At 63.5% G+C, this 19,975-nt stretch carries 20 protein-coding genes and 1 pseudogene; 11 read left to right on the forward strand and 10 right to left on the reverse strand.

What is annotated here, in order from left to right:
• Window positions 1-39: 39 nt before the first annotated feature.
• From rhuM to B5F85_RS10855, 8 genes and pseudogenes are all read left to right on the forward strand, one after another.
• Window positions 40-375, forward strand: a complete 336-nt coding sequence (gene rhuM, locus B5F85_RS10835; RefSeq protein ID WP_239386642.1) for a RhuM family protein — start codon at window positions 40-42, stop codon at window positions 373-375.
• A gap of 9 nt (window positions 376-384) precedes the next feature.
• Entirely contained in the window at window positions 385-1,005 is a 621-nt protein-coding gene (locus B5F85_RS10840) for a type II toxin-antitoxin system death-on-curing family toxin (protein WP_239386644.1), read from the forward strand.
• Window positions 1,006-1,104: 99 nt separating this feature from the next.
• Window positions 1,105-1,587 carry a flavodoxin gene (locus tag B5F85_RS03380; protein WP_087314415.1) on the forward strand — a complete coding sequence of 161 codons (483 nt, stop codon included), beginning with the start codon at window positions 1,105-1,107 and terminating at the stop codon, window positions 1,585-1,587.
• A 254-nt stretch (window positions 1,588-1,841) separates the two neighbouring features.
• Entirely contained in the window at window positions 1,842-2,282 is a 441-nt protein-coding gene (locus B5F85_RS03385) for a MarR family transcriptional regulator (protein ID WP_158094553.1), read from the forward strand.
• The gene (locus B5F85_RS03390) at window positions 2,275-2,964 is read left to right on the forward strand and encodes a DUF6198 family protein (RefSeq protein WP_087314644.1); all 690 of its coding nucleotides are present in this window, start codon (window positions 2,275-2,277) and stop codon (window positions 2,962-2,964) included. Before B5F85_RS03385 ends, B5F85_RS03390 begins: the two co-directional genes overlap by 8 nt.
• 190 nt (window positions 2,965-3,154) lie before the next feature.
• Complete coding sequence (locus tag B5F85_RS10845; RefSeq protein WP_239386646.1) at window positions 3,155-3,295, forward strand: hypothetical protein; 141 nt, start codon at window positions 3,155-3,157, stop codon at window positions 3,293-3,295.
• 3 nt (window positions 3,296-3,298) lie between these two features.
• Window positions 3,299-3,607: pseudogene (locus B5F85_RS10850) on the forward strand (DUF1016 N-terminal domain-containing protein); the annotation flags it as partial.
• 39 nt (window positions 3,608-3,646) lie between these two features.
• Complete coding sequence (locus B5F85_RS10855; RefSeq protein ID WP_239386659.1) at window positions 3,647-4,198, forward strand: DUF1016 domain-containing protein; 552 nt, start codon at window positions 3,647-3,649, stop codon at window positions 4,196-4,198.
• A 23-nt stretch (window positions 4,199-4,221) separates the two neighbouring features.
• Here B5F85_RS10855 and B5F85_RS03400 read toward each other — a convergent pair whose 3' ends face one another.
• Window positions 4,222-5,256, reverse strand: coding sequence for a YeiH family protein (locus B5F85_RS03400; RefSeq protein ID WP_087314418.1), 1,035 nt, complete (start codon window positions 5,254-5,256; stop codon window positions 4,222-4,224).
• 116 nt (window positions 5,257-5,372) lie between these two features.
• Between B5F85_RS03400 and B5F85_RS03405 the strand changes: the two genes are divergently transcribed.
• On the forward strand, window positions 5,373-6,248 hold the full coding sequence (locus B5F85_RS03405; RefSeq protein WP_087314419.1) for a LysR family transcriptional regulator: 876 nt from the start codon (window positions 5,373-5,375) through the stop codon (window positions 6,246-6,248).
• A gap of 59 nt (window positions 6,249-6,307) precedes the next feature.
• The gene (locus tag B5F85_RS03410; protein WP_158094554.1) at window positions 6,308-7,150 is read left to right on the forward strand and encodes a YitT family protein; all 843 of its coding nucleotides are present in this window, start codon (window positions 6,308-6,310) and stop codon (window positions 7,148-7,150) included.
• Window positions 7,151-7,303: 153 nt separating this feature from the next.
• Here B5F85_RS03410 and B5F85_RS03415 read toward each other — a convergent pair whose 3' ends face one another.
• From B5F85_RS03415 to B5F85_RS03445, 7 genes are all read right to left on the reverse strand, one after another.
• Window positions 7,304-7,903 carry a class I SAM-dependent methyltransferase gene (locus B5F85_RS03415; protein ID WP_239386648.1) on the reverse strand — a complete coding sequence of 200 codons (600 nt, stop codon included), beginning with the start codon at window positions 7,901-7,903 and terminating at the stop codon, window positions 7,304-7,306.
• Window positions 7,904-8,143: 240 nt separating this feature from the next.
• Entirely contained in the window at window positions 8,144-8,890 is a 747-nt protein-coding gene (locus B5F85_RS03420) for an MBL fold metallo-hydrolase (RefSeq protein ID WP_143786124.1), read from the reverse strand.
• The gene (locus B5F85_RS03425) at window positions 8,891-11,686 is read right to left on the reverse strand and encodes a toll/interleukin-1 receptor domain-containing protein (RefSeq protein ID WP_158094555.1); all 2,796 of its coding nucleotides are present in this window, start codon (window positions 11,684-11,686) and stop codon (window positions 8,891-8,893) included.
• On the reverse strand, window positions 11,670-12,614 hold the full coding sequence (locus B5F85_RS03430) for a PHP domain-containing protein (protein WP_087314429.1): 945 nt from the start codon (window positions 12,612-12,614) through the stop codon (window positions 11,670-11,672). Before B5F85_RS03430 ends, B5F85_RS03425 begins: the two co-directional genes overlap by 17 nt.
• Before the next feature lie 222 nt (window positions 12,615-12,836).
• A complete protein-coding gene (locus B5F85_RS03435) occupies window positions 12,837-14,063 on the reverse strand; it encodes an ATP-binding protein (RefSeq protein WP_087314431.1) in 1,227 nt (408 codons plus the stop codon).
• A 99-nt stretch (window positions 14,064-14,162) separates the two neighbouring features.
• The gene (gene guaA / locus B5F85_RS03440) at window positions 14,163-15,149 is read right to left on the reverse strand and encodes a glutamine-hydrolyzing GMP synthase (protein WP_087314433.1); all 987 of its coding nucleotides are present in this window, start codon (window positions 15,147-15,149) and stop codon (window positions 14,163-14,165) included.
• A 77-nt stretch (window positions 15,150-15,226) separates the two neighbouring features.
• Window positions 15,227-15,898, reverse strand: coding sequence for a class I SAM-dependent methyltransferase (locus B5F85_RS03445; RefSeq protein ID WP_087314435.1), 672 nt, complete (start codon window positions 15,896-15,898; stop codon window positions 15,227-15,229).
• 315 nt (window positions 15,899-16,213) lie between these two features.
• On the opposite strand from B5F85_RS03445, the gene B5F85_RS03450 reads away from it, so the two are divergent.
• Window positions 16,214-16,891, forward strand: coding sequence for a YoaK family protein (locus B5F85_RS03450; protein WP_087314436.1), 678 nt, complete (start codon window positions 16,214-16,216; stop codon window positions 16,889-16,891).
• Window positions 16,892-17,048: 157 nt separating this feature from the next.
• On the opposite strand, the gene B5F85_RS03455 is transcribed toward B5F85_RS03450, so the two are convergent.
• Both B5F85_RS03455 and bsh read right to left on the reverse strand, forming a co-directional pair.
• Window positions 17,049-18,710, reverse strand: a complete 1,662-nt coding sequence (locus tag B5F85_RS03455; RefSeq protein ID WP_087314438.1) for an MFS transporter — start codon at window positions 18,708-18,710, stop codon at window positions 17,049-17,051.
• Between the two features lie 90 nt (window positions 18,711-18,800).
• Complete coding sequence (gene bsh / locus B5F85_RS03460) at window positions 18,801-19,763, reverse strand: choloylglycine hydrolase (protein WP_087314440.1); 963 nt, start codon at window positions 19,761-19,763, stop codon at window positions 18,801-18,803.
• Between the last annotated feature and the right edge of the window lie 212 nt (window positions 19,764-19,975).

Here is a 19,975-nt window from a genome sequence, read left to right on the forward strand (position 1 = left end):
TACGCTTGTTCTCAACGGAACGAGAGAACGGAGGTACGCATGGACGCGGGGAAGAGCATCGTTTTGTTTGAGTCGGCGGACGGGGCGGTCGAGCTGCCGGTGAGGCTCGACCCGGCACGGGAGGACGTCTGGCTGAGCCGCACGCAGCTCGCGACCCTCTTCGGCCGCGACGTCAAGACCATTGGCAAGCACATTGCCAACGCGCTGTGCGAGGAGCTGGCCGGGTCCAAGAATCGAACTGTCGCAATAATTGCGACAGTTCAAACCGAGGGCTCAAGAGAGGTTGTCCGCCAGGTCGAGCACTACAGCCTCGACATGATTCTCTCCGTTGGCTACCGCGTGAAGTCCGCGCGCGGCGTGGAGTTCCGCCGCTGAGCCACGGACGTGCTGCGCCGCTATATCGTCGCCGGCCACGCAGAGAACGAGCGGCGGCTCGAGCAGCTGGGGCAGGCTGCCAAGATCATGGCGCGCGTCCCCGAGAGCCTGGAGTCGCGCCAGATCCTCGACATCGTCCAAAGCTACACCGCGGCGCTCGACCTGCTGGACGACTACGACCACCTCAGCGTGACGGCGCCCGAGGGCACGCCCTCCGCGCGCGAAATCACCTATGAGGAGTGTCGCGAGGTGATTGGCTCCCTGCGCTTTGGCGGAGAGAGCACGCTCTTCGGCGTGGAGAAGGACGGGTCGTTCAAGGGCGCCATCGGCAGCGTGTTCCAGAGCTTCGACGGGCATGACCTCTACCCCACCCTCGAGGAGAAGGCGGCCCACCTGCTCTACTTCGTGGTGAAGGACCACGGCTTCCTCGACGGCAACAAGCGCATCGCGGCGGCGGTCTTCCTGTACTTTCTCGATCGCAATGGCGCTCTGTTTACGTCAACGGGCGAGAAGGTCATCGACGACAGCGCGCTCGTTGCCATGACCATCCTCATCGCCGAGTCAAAGCCGGAAGAGAAGGACGTGATGGTGGCACTGGTGATGCACTTCATACGGCAGGACAAAGGGTGATGTTCGGCGGCTGACGGATTGTCCCGTGGCTCCGGCGCCTGAGAAGCGGATCTGTGGGTATACAATAGGTGACGTAACGTCGCGTATTGATAGGAGCAGATCATGAGCAGCCTTGTTGCGTACTTCTCTGCCACCGGGACCACGGCCCATGTGGCCAACGAGCTCGCCCGCGCCATCGGGGCCGACCTCTTTGAGATCGTGCCCGAGCAGCCCTACACCGCCGCGGATCTGGACTGGAGGGACAAGACCAGCCGCAGCTCGCTCGAGATGAACGACGAGGCGTGCCGCCCCGCCATCGTGGGCCACGTGGACACCATGGCCGACTACGATACCGTCTTCGTGGGCTTTCCCATCTGGTGGTACGTCGAGCCGCGCATCATCGACACGTTCCTCGAGGCCTATGACTTTGCCGGCACGACCGTCGTGCCGTTTGCCACGAGCGGCGGCTCGGGCCTTGGCAAGGCGCCGCAGCGCATGGCCACGCTCGCGCCCGGCGCCACGGTCACGGAGGGGCGGCTGCTCAACGGCAACCCCAACGCAGACGAGCTGCGCACGTGGGCTCAGGGCGCTACGTCCTGCTAATTGGGGACTGTCCCCCATTAGCAGGCGCGCGGGCCGCGGGAAAGAGGATCCCCGCGACCCGCGCGCCGTTCCGAGGCCCGGTCGTGAGGACACGTACGCCCAACCGCCCGGTCCTTCTCGTAAATCAGCAGGTCAATGGTGTAGGCGAGAAGAACGGGCGGGTCGGAACACGTACATGTCCGGTAAGGCGCCACGTCTCCTCCACAATTGTTTGTATACTCACTATTTGCATGCGAACTAGTTACGGAGGGCCCGTGGAGCCGGACACGATTCATCACCTGCTGCTGGTGGCGTTCAGTCGCGCCAATCACGCGATGAACGCACGGACGCGCGATCACGGCCTCATGCCGGGACAGCCCAAGGTGCTCGAGTACCTCGCGGGAAACGAGGGGTGCCTGCAGCGCGACATCGCCCGAGCCTGCGAGATGGACCGCGCAACGGCCACGGGCGTGCTGGGGCGCATGGAGGGCATGGGGCTCATCGAGCGCCGGCCCAAGGTGGGTGACCGACGAGCCCTTGAGGTATGGCTCACCCCAGCCGGATGGGAGGCCGCCGAGTGCGTGGCGCGCTACGGGGCCGAGGTCGACGAGATCGCCTGCACCGGGCTTACCAATGAGGAGCGCGACGTCCTTGCTCGCCTGCTCGTCCGTGTGCGGGACAACTTCAGCGAAAGAGGAGACGATGCGCATGAGTGAGGTCGCAATCGAGGCGGGTAGGACGGGAGTGCTCGGAGGCGAGCGGGCGAGGCTGGCCCTGCGCTACCTCTGCTTTGCTGCGGGCCTGCTCATCAACTCGTTTGGCATCGCGTTCATCACCAAGGCCGCGCTCGGCACCTCACCGGTCTCGAGCATCCCCTACGTGCTCGACCTCGCCTTCGTGCCCACCTTTGGCGAGACGACCTTCGCACTCAACATGGTCTACATCGCGGCGCAGGTGGCGCTGCTGCGGCGCGATTTCCAGCCGATCCAGCTGCTGCAGATCGTGGCCAACCTCATCTTTAGCGCGTTCATCGACGTGAGCATGGGGCTGCTCTCCTGGCTCGCGCCCGTGGGGCTTCCCGCCCAGCTGGCCTCGCTCGCGCTCGGCTGCTGCATCCTGGCCTTCGGCCTCTCCATCGAGGTGGCGCCCAACGTGATCGTGGTGCCCGGCGAGGGCATCGTCCGCGCGATCGCCGGGAAGCTCGGCCGGCCGTTCGGCACCTGCAAGCTCTGCTTCGACGCCACGCTCGTGCTCATTGCCTGCGGGCTCTCGCTGCTCTTCTTTGGCTACCTCAACGGCCTCGGCGTGGGCACGATCGTGGCCGCAGTCATCGTGGGCCCCATCGTGAACGTCATCAACGCGCACCTGCCGCTCATCGGCGCAATCCGACAGCTGTAGCTTGGTGAGACAGTGGGGGCAGGCTCGTTTGTCTCATTCTCCCCGAATGAGACAAACGAGCCTGCCCCCACTGTCTCACGCCGACTGTAATTTTGAGACGTGTTTTCTCGCAGGCCCAGACGCATGAATTGTTGTCCGGTCACCCTGCTACCCTCTCCTCACGGATGAGCGCGGGAGAGCGGAGGACAGAATGGAACCTAGCGAGAAGAACACTCTGGCGGGAACGAGCATCATGCCTGAAGAGCTCTACGAGTACATCACCGGTGTGCTGGACGCAGCCCGGAGGCGTGCCTACGCTGCGATCAACTTTGCCATGGTTGAGGCGTACTGAGAGATTGGCCGCAGCATTGTGCGGCAGCAGGGCGGCGCGGAGCGTGCGGAGTACGGAGAGGCGCTCATTGACTCGCTTGCCGCCCGGCTTACTTCCGACTATGGGAAGGGCTTTACACGTGCCAACCTACGAAATTTGCGCCAGTTCTATCTGGCTTTTCCAATTCGCCACGCACTGCGTAGCGAATTGAGTTGGACTCACTATCGTCGACTTATGCGCATTCCCGACACCGAGGCTCGAACCTGGTACATGAACGAGTGCGCAGAGAGCGGTTGGAGCACGCGCCAGCTCGAACGGCAAATCAACACCATGTTCAGAGAGCGCCTGCTCGCCAGCAGAGACAAGGAGTCCGTGGCAGCGGAGATCTTCGAGAAAGAGCCGCCCCAGAGACCGGAGGACATCATTCGCGACCCGTACGTCCTCGAGTTTCTGGGCGTCTCGCAGGACGAGAAGTTCCGCGAGACGGACATCGAGTCAGCGCTCATCACGCACCTGCAGCGGTTCCTCCTCGAGCTGGGCCGCGGCTTTGCCTTTGAGGCACGGCAGAGGCGCATCACCATGGACGGGCGCCACTTCTTCATCGACCTTGTCTTCTACAACTATCTCATGCGGTGCTTTGTGCTGATTGACCTCAAGACGGGCGATCTTACGCATCAAGATCTTGGCCAGATGCAGATGTACGTGAACTACTACACGCGCGAGCTCATGAACGAGGGAGACAATCCGCCCATTGGCATCGTCCTCAGCGCCGACAAGAGCGATTCGCTCGTTGAGTACACCCTTCCGGAGGACAACGTTCAGGTGTTCGCTGCCAAGTATCTCTCCCACCTGCCCTCGAGAGAAGAGCTGGCCCGCGAGCTGAGCGCGGAGTATCGCGCGCTCGATGCCGCCAGGGAGCAGTGAGCCGCAATGGGGCAGCGTCCCGCCTACCAGATGCCGAGCACGTGCTGCATGCCCAGGCTCACGGCCGCGATGGCAACCCAGCAGACAAGCCCCATGAGAATCGGCTTGCCACCCGAGCGCACGAGCTTCACCACATTGGTGTTGAAGCCGATGGCCGCCATCGCCATGATGATGAAGAACTTGGAAAGCTCCTTGATGGGCGCGGTGACGGCAGCGGGCAGCGCAAAGACCGTGGTCACCACGCTCGCCAGCACGAAGAACACGATGAAGAGCGGAAACGCGCGGCGCAGGCTGAAGGTGTTCTCGGCCTCCCCGCCAGCGCGACGGGTCTGGCGCACCTGCCAGACGGCGAGCCCAAGCGTGATGGGGATGATCGCCAGCGTGCGCGTGAGCTTCACGATGGTGGCGGCGTCGAGCGTGTTGGCGCCCGGGTGCATGCCGTCCCAAGCAGCGGCCGCAGCCGTGACGGAGGACGTGTCGTTCACCGCGGTGCCCGCAAAGAGGCCAAAGCCCTCGTTTGAGAGGCCGAGCATGCCGCCGAGCGTGGGGAACACGAGCGCCGCGATCACGTTGAAGAGGAAGATCACGCTGATGGCCTGCGCGACCTCCTCGTCCTCGGCCTTGATCACGGGCGCCGTCGCCGCGATGGCCGACCCGCCGCAGATGGAGCTGCCCACGCCGATGAGCGTGGAGATCTTGCCCGGGATGTTGAGCGCGCGGCAGAGCACATAGGACACCACGAGCGAGGTGGTGATGGTCGACACGATGATGGGAAGCGACGTGGCACCCACCTGCGCGATCTGCGCGAGGTTGAGGCCAAAGCCCAGCAGGATGACGGCCCACTGCAGCACCTTCTTGGAGGTGAACTTGACGCCAGCCTGCAGGGGCTCGCCCTTCTCGGCCGGAACCAGCAGCGCCAGCACCATGCCGATCAAAATGGCAAAGACAGGACCGCCCACGACCTCGAACTGCTTGCCCAGAAGCCATGCCGGCACCGCGATGACCAGCGCAAACAGCACGCCCTTCCACATCTTGCCAAAGTCCTTGATGAGCTCCATGCGCACGTCCTCCCGTTGGCACTTCCATCTAAAACAAGCCTACGGCCTGCGGTTATAATGAGTTCCTATCAGTTGCTTATGGATTCATAAGTATTTGTTTGTCGATAAGGACGAGCATGCTCGACTACCGCACGCACACGTTCCTCGCCGTGTACCGTTCCGGCAGCTTCACGCGCGCCGCAGAGCAGCTACACGTCACCCAGCCGGCGGTCTCGCAGCACGTCAGACAGCTCGAGACGCACTACGGCTGCGCCCTTTTCTCCAAGACAGGACGCGGCGTGGAGCCCACCGAAGCGGGACGCCTCCTCTATCGCGCGCTCGATGCGGCGGAAAACGACGAGGAGCGCCTTCGCGCGGAGCTCGAGTCCCTGCAGAGCGAGAAGAACGTGCGCCCGCCTCTACGTCTCGGCTGCACGCGAACCGTCGCGGACTACGTGGCACCGCGGCTGCTGGCGCACCACCTTGCGCGTCACCCGCACGAGCGCGTCCTCATGCGCACGGGTAACACGGCGGAGCTGGTGACGCTCATCGACTCCGGCGAGATTGACTTTGCTCTGGTGGAGGGCTCTTTTGACCGAAAAACCTTTGAGAGCGAGGCCTTCTCGCGAGAGCCGTTTGTCGCCGTTTCCGCCTCAGGGGAGCGACCCATGAGCATCACCGACCTTCTCGATCGGCAGCTTGTCCTGCGCGAGCCGGGCTCGGGCACACGCGAGATTCTGGAGCGGCATCTCGCGGCGATCGACCTCTCCATCGACGACTTCGCAGGCGTCATCGAGCTCGCGAGCATACCCACGATCAAGGCGTGCGTCGCCGCCGGCGCAGGCGTGAGCTTTCTCTATCGAACCGCCGTTGAGGAGCAGCTCGCCGACGGCACGCTCGTCGAGGTCACTCCTGTCGACTTTGCCATCAACCACGACTTCAGCCTCATCTGGCAGCGCGGGAGCCGCTATGCCGACCGCTATCGCTCCCTGCTCCGAGAATGGATTCCATGACAAAGGCGCCATCCATCTGTAAATTAAGGACTGTCCCCAATTTACAGATGCGGAGAATCATGTCTCATAAGCTGATCAAGGTTGCGTCACTGATGCTTGGCAACCTGCTTCTGGCCCTTGCCGTCACGGCGTTCATCGTGCCGCACGGGCTCGTGCTCGGAGGCTCGACGGGCATTGCGCTCGTGGTCACCCATCTCGTTCCGCTGCAGCTCTCGCTGGTAGTGCTCGTGGCCAACATGGCGCTCTTCGTTCTCGGCGCGGCGTGCCTAGGACGCGCGTTCGCGGCCTCGACCATTCTGAGCACCTTTGCCTACCCGCTCGCCATGGCATTCCTGGAGACGCTGCCCCTGGGCGGGCTCGTCGAGGACCCCATGCTTGCCTCAGTCTGCGGGGGCGCGCTCATGGGCGCGGGCGCCGGCCTCATCCTGCGCGCCGGCGGCTCATCGGGGGGAACCGACATCATCGCCCTCATCGCCCAGAAGTACCTGCACGTCAATGTGTCCGCGTTGCTGTGGATAATCGACGGCTGCGTGATTGCCTGTCAGCTCCCCTTCTCCGACGCGGAACAGACGCTCCTGGGAATACTCTCGCTCACCCTGCTCACCATTGTCATGAACCGAGTCATGGTCATGGGCCGATCGCAGGTCCAGCTGCTCATCTTCTCGACCGAGCACGAAACGATTCGCCAGCGAATCTTGGGCGAGCAGGACGCCGGTGTCACCATGGTGCCCATCGAGCAGGGCTACACGCGACAGCAGAGCAGCGCCCTGCTGAGCGTGGTGCCCCGTCGAAAGCTCTGGGCAATCAGGGAGATGATCACCGAGGTCGACCCGGCGGCATTCTGGGTGATCTCCGAGGTGAGCGAGATGCGCGAGCGCGACCTCTCCCGGCGAGCCTCCTAGGCAAAGGGGGACGGCGTTGCGTATCCGCAGCTAAGGATACCAGCGAGAAGGACGTCGGCTCTCAATTCTTATTTGACGGGAGATGACAAGGCGGCGGGGAGCCCGCCCGCCGCCCCGCTCCGCAAGCGTGGTCCCGACGGCTGTTCTTTGACCTCACACGCAAGCCGTTTTGGGCACAAAACGGCGGACCGTAGCGTGCTGCGGGCAGTCGCCCTCCTCCCCCGGAAGCTCGAAGGTGCCCTCACGCAGGACCGTCCAGCCAGAGCGCTCCAGGTAGGCAGGCCACTCGCCGTTGTCGGACATGTGCACGAGCGTCACGGGGCCCGTCGCCTCTCGCTCAAGCTTGTCGAGAAACGCCTCGAGAACCGGAGTGTCGAAAGGATTGAAGAGGTAGACGTGCGTGTAGGCTGCGAGCGGCAGGTCAAGCACGCTGCCCGCGAGCACCCGCACCTGCGGGTATCGCCTCGACCACGCCTTCGCCTCAGCCGCGAGCCGCGTGTCCAGCTCAACGCCCGTCACGCACCCGGGCAGCCCCGCGCCTACAAAGTACGCGAGCACGCGACCGGCTCCGCAGCCCACGTCAAGTAGTTGGGAGTCCGCGCCAAAGTCCAGCCCGCCAAGAAGGTCCTCGAGCACAAAGTGCGGCGTGGCCGTAGGGTCATGGGCGCCCACCGCGGCATGACGAGTCCTCTCGGCGCGCTCAAGCGAGCGACCGGCAACGGCCAAATCACGCTGAAGATCATCGTCAAGCATCGAGTCAGAGCTCCTTGACCGATCCGTCATGGTCGTACACGCGCTCATCCGAGCCGCCGGGCGACAGCGCGCCATAGGCATCCAGCACGCCACGCCGGCAACCCTACTCCACAGAGGGCTCCGGAACGCCGAAGACGCAGAACCGAGCATCAGCCATGCGTTGGCAAACTTCCGCGAGGTCCATCGGGAACTCCATTCTTCTCGGCGAGAGCCTTTCGGCGGGGTCCTCGCCCAGCCGCGCTAGATTTCAAGAATCATGCCGTCACAGGCAACGTGCGCTCCTTTGGCCTCGGCAATGCGCTGCAACGCGTCGTAGTCCCCCGTCGTCCACTCCGGGTTCTTGTGTATGAGGTAGGTGGAGCGGAGCAGCTCGGGCGGAAGCCCCTCAAGCAGTCCCTCCGCGGACGTGTGCTTGCTTTCGGCCCGCGACACGACGTCCCAGCACTCGTGCAGCAGGGTCATGCCCCGATAATCCCCCCTCCAATCAGACGGATCGAACGCGGTGTCGGTCGCATAAATCAACTTGTTGTCCAACGTCAGCCTGAAGGACGGAGCGGAATGTCTCTGCGGCACGACCCCGACAGGAATCCCGTCAACGGTAAAGTCGAGCCCCGCATAGTCAAAGCACCGGACCTCCCCGCAAAACTCGCGTAGCGGACGCGAGAAGAACGCGGGCTGCAGCAGCCGCTCGAGGATCCCTTCCGTCGTGTCCTCATAGCACGGGACGCCAGGCCCGTAGATGTGAAGCGACTTGCCCTTGAGGTGTGGAAGCAGGTAGATGAGCCCGATGATGTGATCGAGATGGTAATGAGAGAGAAGGACCGTAATGCGGTCGTAACGCTCCAAGACGTCCTTATGCCCAAACAGGTTCGAGACCCCCGTGCCCGCATCCAGCAGAAACAGCTGGTCCCGAAGCTCCACCATAAAGCAGCTCGTCTCGTCTTGATTGGGAATCCACCCCGCACATCCCAGAAAGTAAACCCTCACTTAAACTCCCCTCGGAATGCTCTCGATGAACGACACGGCGTGACGCACCCAGTTCTGAATCGTCACGCTGGAAGCAAAGTGCTCGGAATGCTCCAAACCAACAGCAGCCTCCCCGGCCAACGCGACCGCCTCCTCCATCTCCAGCCAGGCGCCTATCGATCGGGCAAGCCCGTAGGCAGCCTTTGCGCACTCGAGGCACTCTTCCCGCCTGCCGAGCTTGAGCGCAGCAATGCCACGGTAAAAGTAAAACTGGGACTTGTCATAGGAGCTTGTCGCCTGGTGTATGAGGAGCTCGCAGTCCTCGCACACATCCTCGAACTTCCCGGCCAGCACATCTCGAAACTCGCACGTGTAGAGGAAGCGGACATAGTACCTGTCACGGCTCTGAACCCGACCGTAGATTTCTTCCGCCCTGGCCAGATGCTCGTCGACATGCTCCAAGTCATAGTTCCAAATCAGGCACTCGGCGCTAAGCCGATGGTACTCGGCCACGAAGAGCTCGAGTGAGATCCTGTAGTCCTCGTCAGTCGCGGCGGCGAGCTCCCTCTCCAGGTCAGTGATTGCCTTTTCATTCCACATCCCGGCAGAGGTCCAGTCGAGTTCGTGATAGGCTATCTTCGCCAGGTTTGCCTCGGCGGTCGAGAGGTCGTAGTAGATGCCTGAGCGCTCCGCCACATCGCGGGCAAGCTCGAAGTGGTCTTTCGACTTCTTGAAGTCAACCCCCTTCCTGTAGCACAGGCCCACGAGATTGTGCAGCTCCGCAGCCTCGGAGGGAGACAGGCGCGCTCCGGAAGAGAAGATGCTCTCCGAAGCCGCAATCGCCCGATCGAAGTTCTCCGTTATGTAGTAGTAGTACGCGATTCCAATCTTGCCGTCGTTTGTTGAGTAGCCACTCGAGCGATCGAGGAAGCGGTCGAACCCGCACGTCCTCAACCCAAAATAAAGGCCAGAGTTGTAGAAAAACCTCCGATATCGAGCAAAGAGATAAGAGAAGGCCTCGCCCCGGAACACGGCCTCGACGCCGTCATCGTCTTGGGCTCTAAGTTCCTCGAGCTCGAGCAGCAGCCCTCGGACCGCACTGTCAAGTCCCATGACCTTGATTCGCCGCCTCTCGAACGCAAGGTCGTTCATGACTTCGACCACCTCGTCGACACGGCCGCTTCTCAGCAGGTGAGTGCAGAGATACCTGACCGCGTAGGTGTCCAGCCGCCCCCTGTCGCGCGCGGAGAGATAGTGGTCGGCTATCTTGGTGTGGCCGCGGCGCGCCGAGACCCGGTAGACGCCGCTTCTCCTTGCGTCGACGAGCCAGTCGACGAGACTTTTGTGTATGGGCTCCAGCGCGCCGCCCCTGACGGGAAACATCTCGCAGATGAGCTCGCAGACGTCGGCAAAGTCGTACTCGTCAACCCCCGAGACCTCGCACAGAACTTTGGCGGGCATTGGCGCGCAGGTGGCACAGAGGACCTCCATGATGGGTCTGACGTCGCGCTTGTACGACACCTCCTGACTTGCCTCGAAGATCCGATCGAAGTAGTCGAGGTAGACTCCGGTCAGCCCCTCAGGAAAGTCGTCGATGCGATCGAGCGTCAGCTGGCCAGACCGAATCTCGTCGACGATTGTCTTGGCGTACAGGAAGATTCCCTCGCTCTTGGAGACCAGCCTGTCCAGAACGTACCCCCTCCCTTTCCCGGCAGGAAGCGTGTCCGCAAGCTGCTCTGAGAAGAAGCCCCTGATGTCCGCCAGGTTGTCGTTGTAGCGCGCGTCCGCGAAATCCACCGGACGAATCTTTGCGAGCTTCCTCTCGAGCAGCGCCTCCCTGCGACTGGTGACAAGCAGCTTCATCCACGCGGGCGTCTTCTCGAACTGTCGGGCGATGATGTCGGCCAGCTCGTTTCTGCCGTCGACGGTCGCCTCGTCCAGCGCGTCAATGACGATCACGACCGCATCCCCTGCGCGCTCGATCCGGTTGAGCGGCTCGACGATGAGATACTCGAACAGACGCTCGGTGCTCTTCTCGATCAACGAGTCAAGGTCCCGCAGCTCCATAAGCCTCTGTCGATACTCGGGAATCTGCGTGGACAGATAGTAGGCGATTGACATGATGGCACGCTTGGGGTTGGCGCGCTCGTTGTCGTTGTACCTGCAGAAGTGCACCGCCTGAATGTCACCGCGCACCGTGGAGAGGTTGGCAATGAAGGCGGTTTTTCCAATCCCCGCGTCACCGACCAGCCAAAGAACCCTCTTGTTGCTGCGCAGCCATTCGTCGTAGTGGCGAAACAGCTCCTTCCTTCCGTAGAAGCCCTTTGTGAAGTGCTCCGAGTAAACGTCGTTGTCAAGCGGATTCAGCCGCTGCCGCAGGGACTCCTGCTCGCCCTCGACGCTGAGCGTCTGGACGCCCCTCAGGATGGAGAGGAGCTCGTCCTTCCTCTTCTGATACGTGTCCTCGTCGAAGAACGCCTTGCCCGGCACCAAGAAGCCCTTCATGTCAATCCACTGAATCCTGGCGATGCAGAGGGGAGGCTTGACCTCCTGAACCATGATGGGGGCAATGCTCTTGCCAAGAAAGCGTGCGTAGCTCACTTCGTCGAGACAGACGCCGTCCGGTCTGCGAACCGAGTGCTCCGTCATCATGAGGACGAGCCAGTCGGAGGACGAGATGCCCCTCTCGATTGAGGCCTCCCAGTCGGACGTGCCCTTAATCTGGTCCTTGTCCACCCAGATATCGAAGCCCTCCGCCTCGAGATCTCGCTTCAGGCGCCGCGCAACGTTCTCGTACTCGTCATGCCCATAGCTCAAGAATATCTTCATTTGAACCACCGCACGCCCGTCTCACCCCGTTGATCCACGGGGCTATTTCTTCATATTCGACCATCATGTTTCCATAGCCCGAGACGAGCTCTAACCCCGGCTTCGTTGCGCCGTGGAAGTCCGTCCCCCCGCTGAACAGGAGCCCGTACTCCTCAGCGAAAGCCTCGATTCGCTTGACGTCGTCGTTTTTGTTGGAGGAGTGCTTGAGCTCGATTCCGTCGACCCCCGCATCGACCGCTTCCCTCACAAGCTCCTCCACGCCCGACTGGCTCATGCCATACGCGTACGGATGGGCAAGGAAGGCCTTACCGCCCGCATTGTGTATCACGTCCACGGCCTCGGAAAACGACGGGAGGTCGAACGTCTCATCGACGAAGAAGTCGGAATCGCGATTGGAGAAGTACCTCCAATAAAAGGTGGTGTTATCGGCGACAAACGGGCAGCGCTCCACGTTTTCCGGATACCGGTTGAGCTCGTTGTACATGATGACGAAGGCTTCCGCCTTCTTGCCCTCGCGTGCCATGAGGGAGCCATCGAACCTGAGCCCATGGCGCCTACAGACCTCCATCAGCTGCTCGAGAACGCGCTGCTGCTTCTGCACTCGACGCTCGGACGAGTACCTTTCCTCAAGATGCTCGTTGACCACAGACACGGAGATGCCGTACCCCAGCATGTCTCGCAGACTTCCGCCTACCTGACAACTCAGCTCCACTCCGGGAACCAGGGTCATCCCGGGCTCAAGGGTCGCACGGCCGGACCTTAGGTCGCGGTAGCAGCCAACGCTGTCGTGATCGGTAAACGAGATGATGCCCGCGCCCTTTGCGGCCAGCATGTCAATGAGCTGCTGCGCGGTGCAGGTCCCGTCCGAGTGGACGCTGTGCATGTGCAGGTCGATTATCGGGTCGCCATCGCCCATGTCTCTCCAACCTCTGTCACAACGGCCTTCTTTGGCTACTCTAGCAGGACAGAGGGACGAAAGGCGCATTTCGTCCGCCAACGCCGGCATGAGGCCGCCGATGGCAAAGAGGGGCCGCGGAATCACCGCGACCCCATGCCGGCAGCCTCGTTGGAGTGGAGAAGGACGTCGGTGCGCCTGGTCCTCTCTACGAGCTCCTGCGCCACCCTCGGCAGGACCCCGTCATTCAAACAAGCCATGCTCCCCCGCCATGAAATCGGCGAGATTGAGGTGCCTCACGCCCTCGCGTCCCTGGAGAAGCGGGTCGAGGGTGAAGAGGAAACGCGGGTAGCCGTCGCGAATATAGCTGAAAGGCCGATACTCACGATCTTCGGTCGCGCGGTCCGCGATGCTCATCGCCACCTGAATGTAGGCGTACGCGTTGCGCTGACGGGCAATGAAATCGCACTCGAGCTTCCCGATCCTTCCGACGGAAAGCCGGTAGTCCCTGGCTCGCAGATACAGGTAGAGCGCATTCTCGAGCGAGGGACCGTAGTTGAGACGGACGTCTACGTTGCGAGCGAAGTAGATGCCCGGATCCGCAAGATAGTACTTCTCCTCCCCGCGCAGCGACTTGCGGGACTTCAGGTCGAAGCGGGGGCAGCGGTAGAGAACCTTGGCGTCGACCAGCGTCTGGATGTAAGAGGCGATGGTCCTGCGCTGCACGCGGATCTTCTCGACGTTGGTGAAATGGTCAACCAGATTCGTCAGGCTCGTCGGCGCGCCGAAGTTGTTGATGAGGTACGTCATGACCCGGTTGAAGGTGTCGACGTGGCGGATCTTCTTCCGTCCCTTGATGTCCTTCTCGATGATCTGGTTCACAACATCCTCGATGTAGCGCGCCTTCGCGTCCGGATCATCGTATGCGAGCGACCTCGGAAAGCCCCCGAAGCGCAGGTAGTCCTCGAACTCGCGGCGCGCGTCTCCGACCTCCCTGCCCAGATGGCGCTTCATCCCCAGGTACTCGGCAAACGAGAGCGGGAACATCTCGAACTCGACGTAGCGGCCCGTCAGCTTGGTCATGAGCTCGCCGGAAAGGAGGTAGGAATTGGAGCCTGTGATGAATATGGAGAAGCCGCCGTCCGCGTTGTACGCGTTAACGACCTCCTCGTATCCCTCGACGTTCTGCACCTCGTCGATGAAGAGGTACTTGAAGTCGTCGTCCGCCAAGCGCTTCTCGATTGCCGCCTCGAGCTGGCCGGGCGTCTTGATCGACCGGTTGCCCCGTTTCTCGAGATCGAGGTAGACGATGTCCTTATCGGGGACCCCGCGTTCCTTGAGCTCCTCGATGACCGTCTCCATGAGGCTTGACTTGCCACACCGCCGTATGCCCGTGATGACCTTGATGATGTCATCATCGTAAAACGGTCGAATTTTCTTGAGGTACTGTTCGCGACGGTATAGCTTCATGAAAATCGCCCCCTGGCTCCAGTATAGAGTCAGGGGGCGTTATTCGCGGTTTAAGGCACCAACTTTTTTATTTTTACGGAAGTTGGTGTCTTAACTATGTTATTCCCACTCGATCGTACCCACGGGCTTGGGCGTGAGGTCGTACGTCACGCGGCAGATGCCCGGCACCTCGGCGAGGATGCGGTCGGTGATCTTCTTGAGCAGTGCCCAATCCAGCTCGGGCACCGTGGCGGTCATGGCGTCGACGGTGTTGACGGCGCGGATGATGGCCGGCCAGTCGTAGGCGCGCTTGCCGTCGCGCACGCCGGTGGCGCGCATGTCCGGCACCACGACGAAGTACTGCCAGACCTTGCCGGCGAGGCCCGCCGACGCGAACTCCTCGCGGAGGATGGCATCGGCCTCGCGCAGCGCCTCCAGGCGGTCGCGCGTGATGGCACCGAGGCAGCGCACGCCGAGGCCCGGACCCGGGAACGGCTGGCGCTCGACCATGGACTCGGGAAGGCCGAGCGCTCGGCCCACCACGCGGACCTCGTCCTTGAAGAGCAGGCGCACGGGCTCCACGAGCTCGAACTGCAGGTCGTCGGGCAGGCCGCCCACGTTGTGGTGGGCCTTCACGCCGTCGGACTCGACGATGTCGGGGTAGATGGTGCCCTGTGCGAGGAAGTCCACGTCATCGGCGACCTTGCGGGCCTCCTCCTCGAAGACGCGGATGAACTCGGCGCCGATAATCTTGCGCTTGCGCTCGGGCTCAGCCACGCCGGCGAGCAGGTCGAGGAAGCGGTCGGTGGCGTCCACGTAGACGAGGTTGGCGTCCATCTGGTTCTTGAAGACGTCGACGACCTGCTCGGACTCGCCCTTGCGCATGAGGCCGTGGTTCACGTGCACGCAAACGAGCTGTTTGCCGATGGCCTTGATCAGCAGGGCCGCCACCACGGAGGAGTCCACGCCGCCGGAGAGGGCGAGAAGCACCTTCTTGTCGCCGACCTGCGCGCGGACAGCCTCGACCTGCTCGTCGATGAAGGCCTGCGCCAGCTCGGGGGTGGTGATGCGCGCCATGTCATCCGGGCGCTTGTTCGGGAGGTCCATGCGAGACTCCTTTGCTCGGGGGCTTCAGTGACCTGATTGTACCGCGACGACGCCGCGACGACGCCCCGGCAGCGCTTTCACGTGCGTGGCGGGACGATGACGTCGTAGCGCACGGCCTTGCCCGCGACCTGGTAGCTCGGCTTGGCGCCCGCGAGCAGCGGCCCCTTGGGCGGCCGCTTGATCACGACCTTGCGCGGGCGGGCCGAGAGCGCCGCCTGGAGCAGCTCGTCCTCGTTGTCGCAGGGGCACTCGAGATGATGCAGGAGCTGGAACTTCTTCTTCACCGCGGCGCTCTTGGTGCGCTCCGGGAACATTGGGTCGAGGAACACCACGTCAGGAGAGAAGCCCAGATCGCGCAAGCCGGCGACGGAGTCGCCCTCGACGAGCGTCATACGGGAGACCGCCGGCGCCAACGCGACGTCATCAGCCGCGCGCTCGAGCGCGTCACGCAGGAGTGCGGCGATCACCGGGTCCTTCTCGAACAGCGTGACCGTAAATCCGGCCGCCGCCAGGAGCAGGGAGTCCTCCCCCAGCCCGGCAGTGGCGTCCACCGCCGTGGGGGCCTCGACGCCGCGAACGCGCGCCGCGCGCACAAGCAGCTCGCGGCTCAGCCGGTCCGGGCGCAGCCGGGGCAACAGGGCCGAGAGGTCCGCGCGGAGCACCATGCCATCACCCACGAGCGCGAGGCCCTCTTCGTCATGACGCAGTTCGAGGCCGGAAGCGCTCGATGAAAGGTTGGCGTCGGGCATCGAATCCTCCGTGTGCAAAAACGCTCTTCAATCCATATTGTCACGCCGGCGCAAACAAAACCTGCCTTCGATCCATGAGTTTTTTCCTCAAATCCGGGCATTCGAGCGTCCGTCTTGAGAAAAAGCCCAGTTGGCGCTTCAAACGCCAGAGCCAAATCTCCCCCGGCGGGCCAAAAGTCCATGGATCGAAGGCGGGTTTTGTCCGCGGCGGCCCGAGCATATGGCTTGGAGACGGAAATTGCAGGCCTCCGCCAGATTGACGCGCGCGTGATTTAGGATACGCAGGGCGAAGGTGCGCGACAAAGGGAGCGTGGCATGGAGCAGACGTCGGAGATCTCGAGACGGCCAAAGGTTCCCGTGAGGCTGGGCCTCACGGTCATCTGCGCGGGCGGATTCATGGACGCATACTCATACCTGCTGCACGATCACGTCTTTGCCACGGGCCAGACCGGCAACATCGTGCTTCTGTGCATGAACCTCGCCAAAGGGGCATGGCTCGGCGTGGCCCACTACCTCGTCTCGATCTGCGCGTTTGTACTGGGCATCATGCTCTCGCGCCACGTGCTCGTGCGGGTCCACGGACACGCGACCCACCGGATGCAGCGCTGGGTCGCCGTCTTCGAGGCTGCCGCGTTTGCGGCGATTGCCCTGCTGCCCGCATGGGCTCCCGACCTGCTCGTTAACAGCGCCATCTCCTTCTGCGCGGCCGTATCCTACGAGAACTTCCGCCAGTTTGGCACCAAGTCCGCCTACGCGAGCGTGTTTTGCACCGGCAATCTCCGCTCCTTCGGCGAGACCCTTTACGACGGCGTGTTTGGCGGCGACAAGCACGAGCTTCACCGCTCCGCGCGCTATGCCGGGCTGGTGGCCTCGTTTTGCGTCGGCGCCGTGGCGTGCAAGTTCTTGATCGACGCCACGGGCCAGCTCGCCTGCCTTGCGATCAGCGCGCTGTTTCTGCTGTCGCTGCGCTTCATCACAGATCCCGAGGCATAGCCTCCCGCCGGCCTGACAGTTGACAGTGACGTCAGGTTATATTGTCAACCTCACCGCGGGTTGACAATATAACCTGACGTCACTGTCAAAGACGACAACTGGCGGGGCTGACGTGCGGGGGCGCCCGGACGGCTGCGTGTCGGGCGCCCCCACGCTCTCACGCCGTCGCGCGCTCGTCTGCGGGGGAGACGGAGGACGGGCGCTTGTCGAACGTCGTGATCATGGGGGTGGTCAGCAGCCCGAGAAGCACGATGACGCCGCCGACTGCATAGGCGATGCGCGTTGACTCGGAGCGCGCCCGCGCGTCGATGCGCACGAGCTCCTGGCGCTCGGCGTCGGTCATCGGGATGCTCTGGAGCTGTCGCTCAAACTCCTCGTTGCTGCCGAGGTTGACGCTCATGGAGACGAGGTCTCCGCGGACCTGGGAGGAGAGGGCGGTGTCGGACGCGGCGCCGTCACGCACCATGCTCGTGATGCCAAAGAGCAGGACTGCTCCCAGCAGCGCCACGCCAACGGCCTGGCCGACGTTGCGCATGGTGCTCTGGATGCCGCCGGACTGAGAGGCGTCGCGCTCGGGCAGCGCTGCGGCCACCACGTTGCTCGCATGCGAGGCGACGGTGCCCGCGCCCACGCCGGCGAGGAATGCCCCGAGGTAGACGAGGACTGCGCTGGCGCCCGTCGACGTGACCGAGAGCGCCATCACCGTGAGCGCGGCGGCCATGGTCACATAGCCCGTCTGGATGACGTGGCGCGGGTTGGCATGCGGCATCAGCTTGGGGATGCCAAGCGAGAGCGCAAAGGTGGGAAGACCCGTCACGATGGAAATCGTGCCCACGTCGATGGGCGACCAGCCGGCAACCAGCTGCAGGTACGGAGCCATGAGGATAGACTGGGCGCCCATGAAGAAGAACATGACCGCGTTGGCGACAAGACCCGCGAGGACCTGCGGAGTCCCGAGGAAGGAGCTGGGCAGCAGCGCGATGCCGTCGCGCCGCTCCACGTTCTTCTCGACCCGCACGAGCACCGCCAGGACCAAGAGGCCCAGGGCCACGGAGGGCAGCGCCGGGGAGATGCCGAAGACGGTGAACGGACATCCGGCGAACGGCTCGATGAGGCCCCAGCTCGAGACGCTCGAGAGGCCCACGAGCACGAGGAACAGGCCCGCGGCGGCAAGCGCCACGCCGAGACCGTCGAAGGGAAGCTTCTCGCTGGACTGGGCGACGCGCGGCAGGCGCAGCGAGAGCGCCCCCACCACGACGAAGTACGCAGCGAGCAGCAGGAAGGTCGGCCGCATGCCGGCGGTCTCCATGACCACGCCGAGAATGAGAGGCAGCACGGCGGAGAGCCCCGAGGCCGCTCCGATGCACCCAAAGGCGACCATGCGGTTGTGGCCTCGGTACAGCAGCGGAACGAGCCCCAGGACAGAGGGGACGAGCAGGCTCGCGCCCAGCCCCACGAGCACGCGCCCGACCCAGATGAAGACGGCCATGCTGGGCGCGAAGGCGAGAACCACCTCGCCGATTCCGCACACGAGCGCGCCGGTGCGGAAGGTCCGCACCCAGCCAAGGATGGTGCCGAGCAGGCCGCCCGCGATCATGAATGCGCCGCCCACGAGCGGATAGACCATGTTGGCGAGCTGGATCTCGGCGGTGGTGGCGCCGAGATCGGTGGTGAGGGCCGAGGCGGCGAGCGACAGGGCCCCGTTGTCCCCGCTCGTGCCCATCTGGGCCAAAATCAAGATGATGATCGGCAGGACGAGGAAGCGCTCCTTCGCGGCAGACGCTCCCGCCGGCCCCGCGCTGACGGCAGGACTGTGCATGGTGTCTCTCCTTTTTGGCATCTGTTAGTTGGGGACAGCCCCCAATTCACATATGAACGTTGGGGACTGTCCCCAACGTGCAGGCGGCGGCTACGCGGCGGGCACGAAGACGGGCGCGGACCCGTTCATGTCGCACGAGGCGAGCGGGTAGGCGCGAATCTCCAGGTCGTCGTAGGCGGCGTGATAGTAGGTGAGCGTCGCGGCAGAGAAGCAGCTCGTGTAGAGCGTCCGCTCGAAGGCGCCCTCCACCACCTGTGCGCAGCCGTCCGGAACGGCAACGGAGCCCAGGGTGCGGAACAGGCGCGTCACGTTGGCGCGTTCCCCCTCCTGAGCGGGGTAGTGCGCGTTCACGAAGGCCGCCTTGACGAAGCGAGAAGGACCGCTGTAGTCGCCGGGGATGCCGTGCATGCCCATGCCGGACCCAAAGGGCGGAAGGCTGGCCTTGCCCCACGCGGCGGCCGTGGGATCGGCGTCGCTCAGCGTGAGGTAGTTGCGCAGGTTGGTGCGCTGCCAGCCAAAGTCGGGCTCGTTGGTGAGGACGTCGACGTCGTTCTCCCAGACGCGCAGGCCGTCCTCCAGGCACTCCACGACCACGCTGCCCGTGGCGTCGCCGATGATCCAGTGGAGGTTGGCCACGGGAAGCTGGCGGTTCACCGGCTTGGCGACCACATTGACGCGCGCGAGCGCCTCGCGGACCTCCTCGACCGACGAGAAGTTCCGTGCGACCCAGAACGGGAACTCGTAGGCGGCGACGTTGATGGCGCCGTGCCTGTGCTCGCTCGCGTAGCGCGCGCTCTGCGGGAAGTTGAGGCCCGCGACGGCAAGGCCGACGTCGTTGCCGCAGTCAAAGTAGAGCGGGATGCCGTCCACGACGATGCCCATGCCGATGACGGCATGGCCGCGCTCGAGGTCTCCCTCGCGAGAGAAGGCGGCCGGGATCTTCGCTGCCGGCGGCGTCATCACCACGCGCTCGCCGTAGCCCTGGGTCCAGTCCAGGTTGCGGCCAAAGTACATGGAGCCAGAGGTGCTGGTAAAGCGGATGCCCGTGCACATGGGGCGACCCCTTCCCTGCCCGGCGGCGGCCTGCCGACCGGGCACGTTGGATGTAGATAATCCTCTCGTACCCGGTCTGAGCGGCCAAAATCATGTTAGGTTCCTCTAATTTCTTTGGCTTTGCGCCCGCGCCGCCCAGGGACTCGAGGGTATGTACACCCGCCCTTCAGGGTATGTACACCGCCCGGACCCGTGGCGCTCGCGTTTGCGCA

It is taken from the genome of Olsenella sp. An293 (assembly GCF_002159495.1).
Lineage (GTDB): Bacteria > Actinomycetota > Coriobacteriia > Coriobacteriales > Atopobiaceae > Thermophilibacter.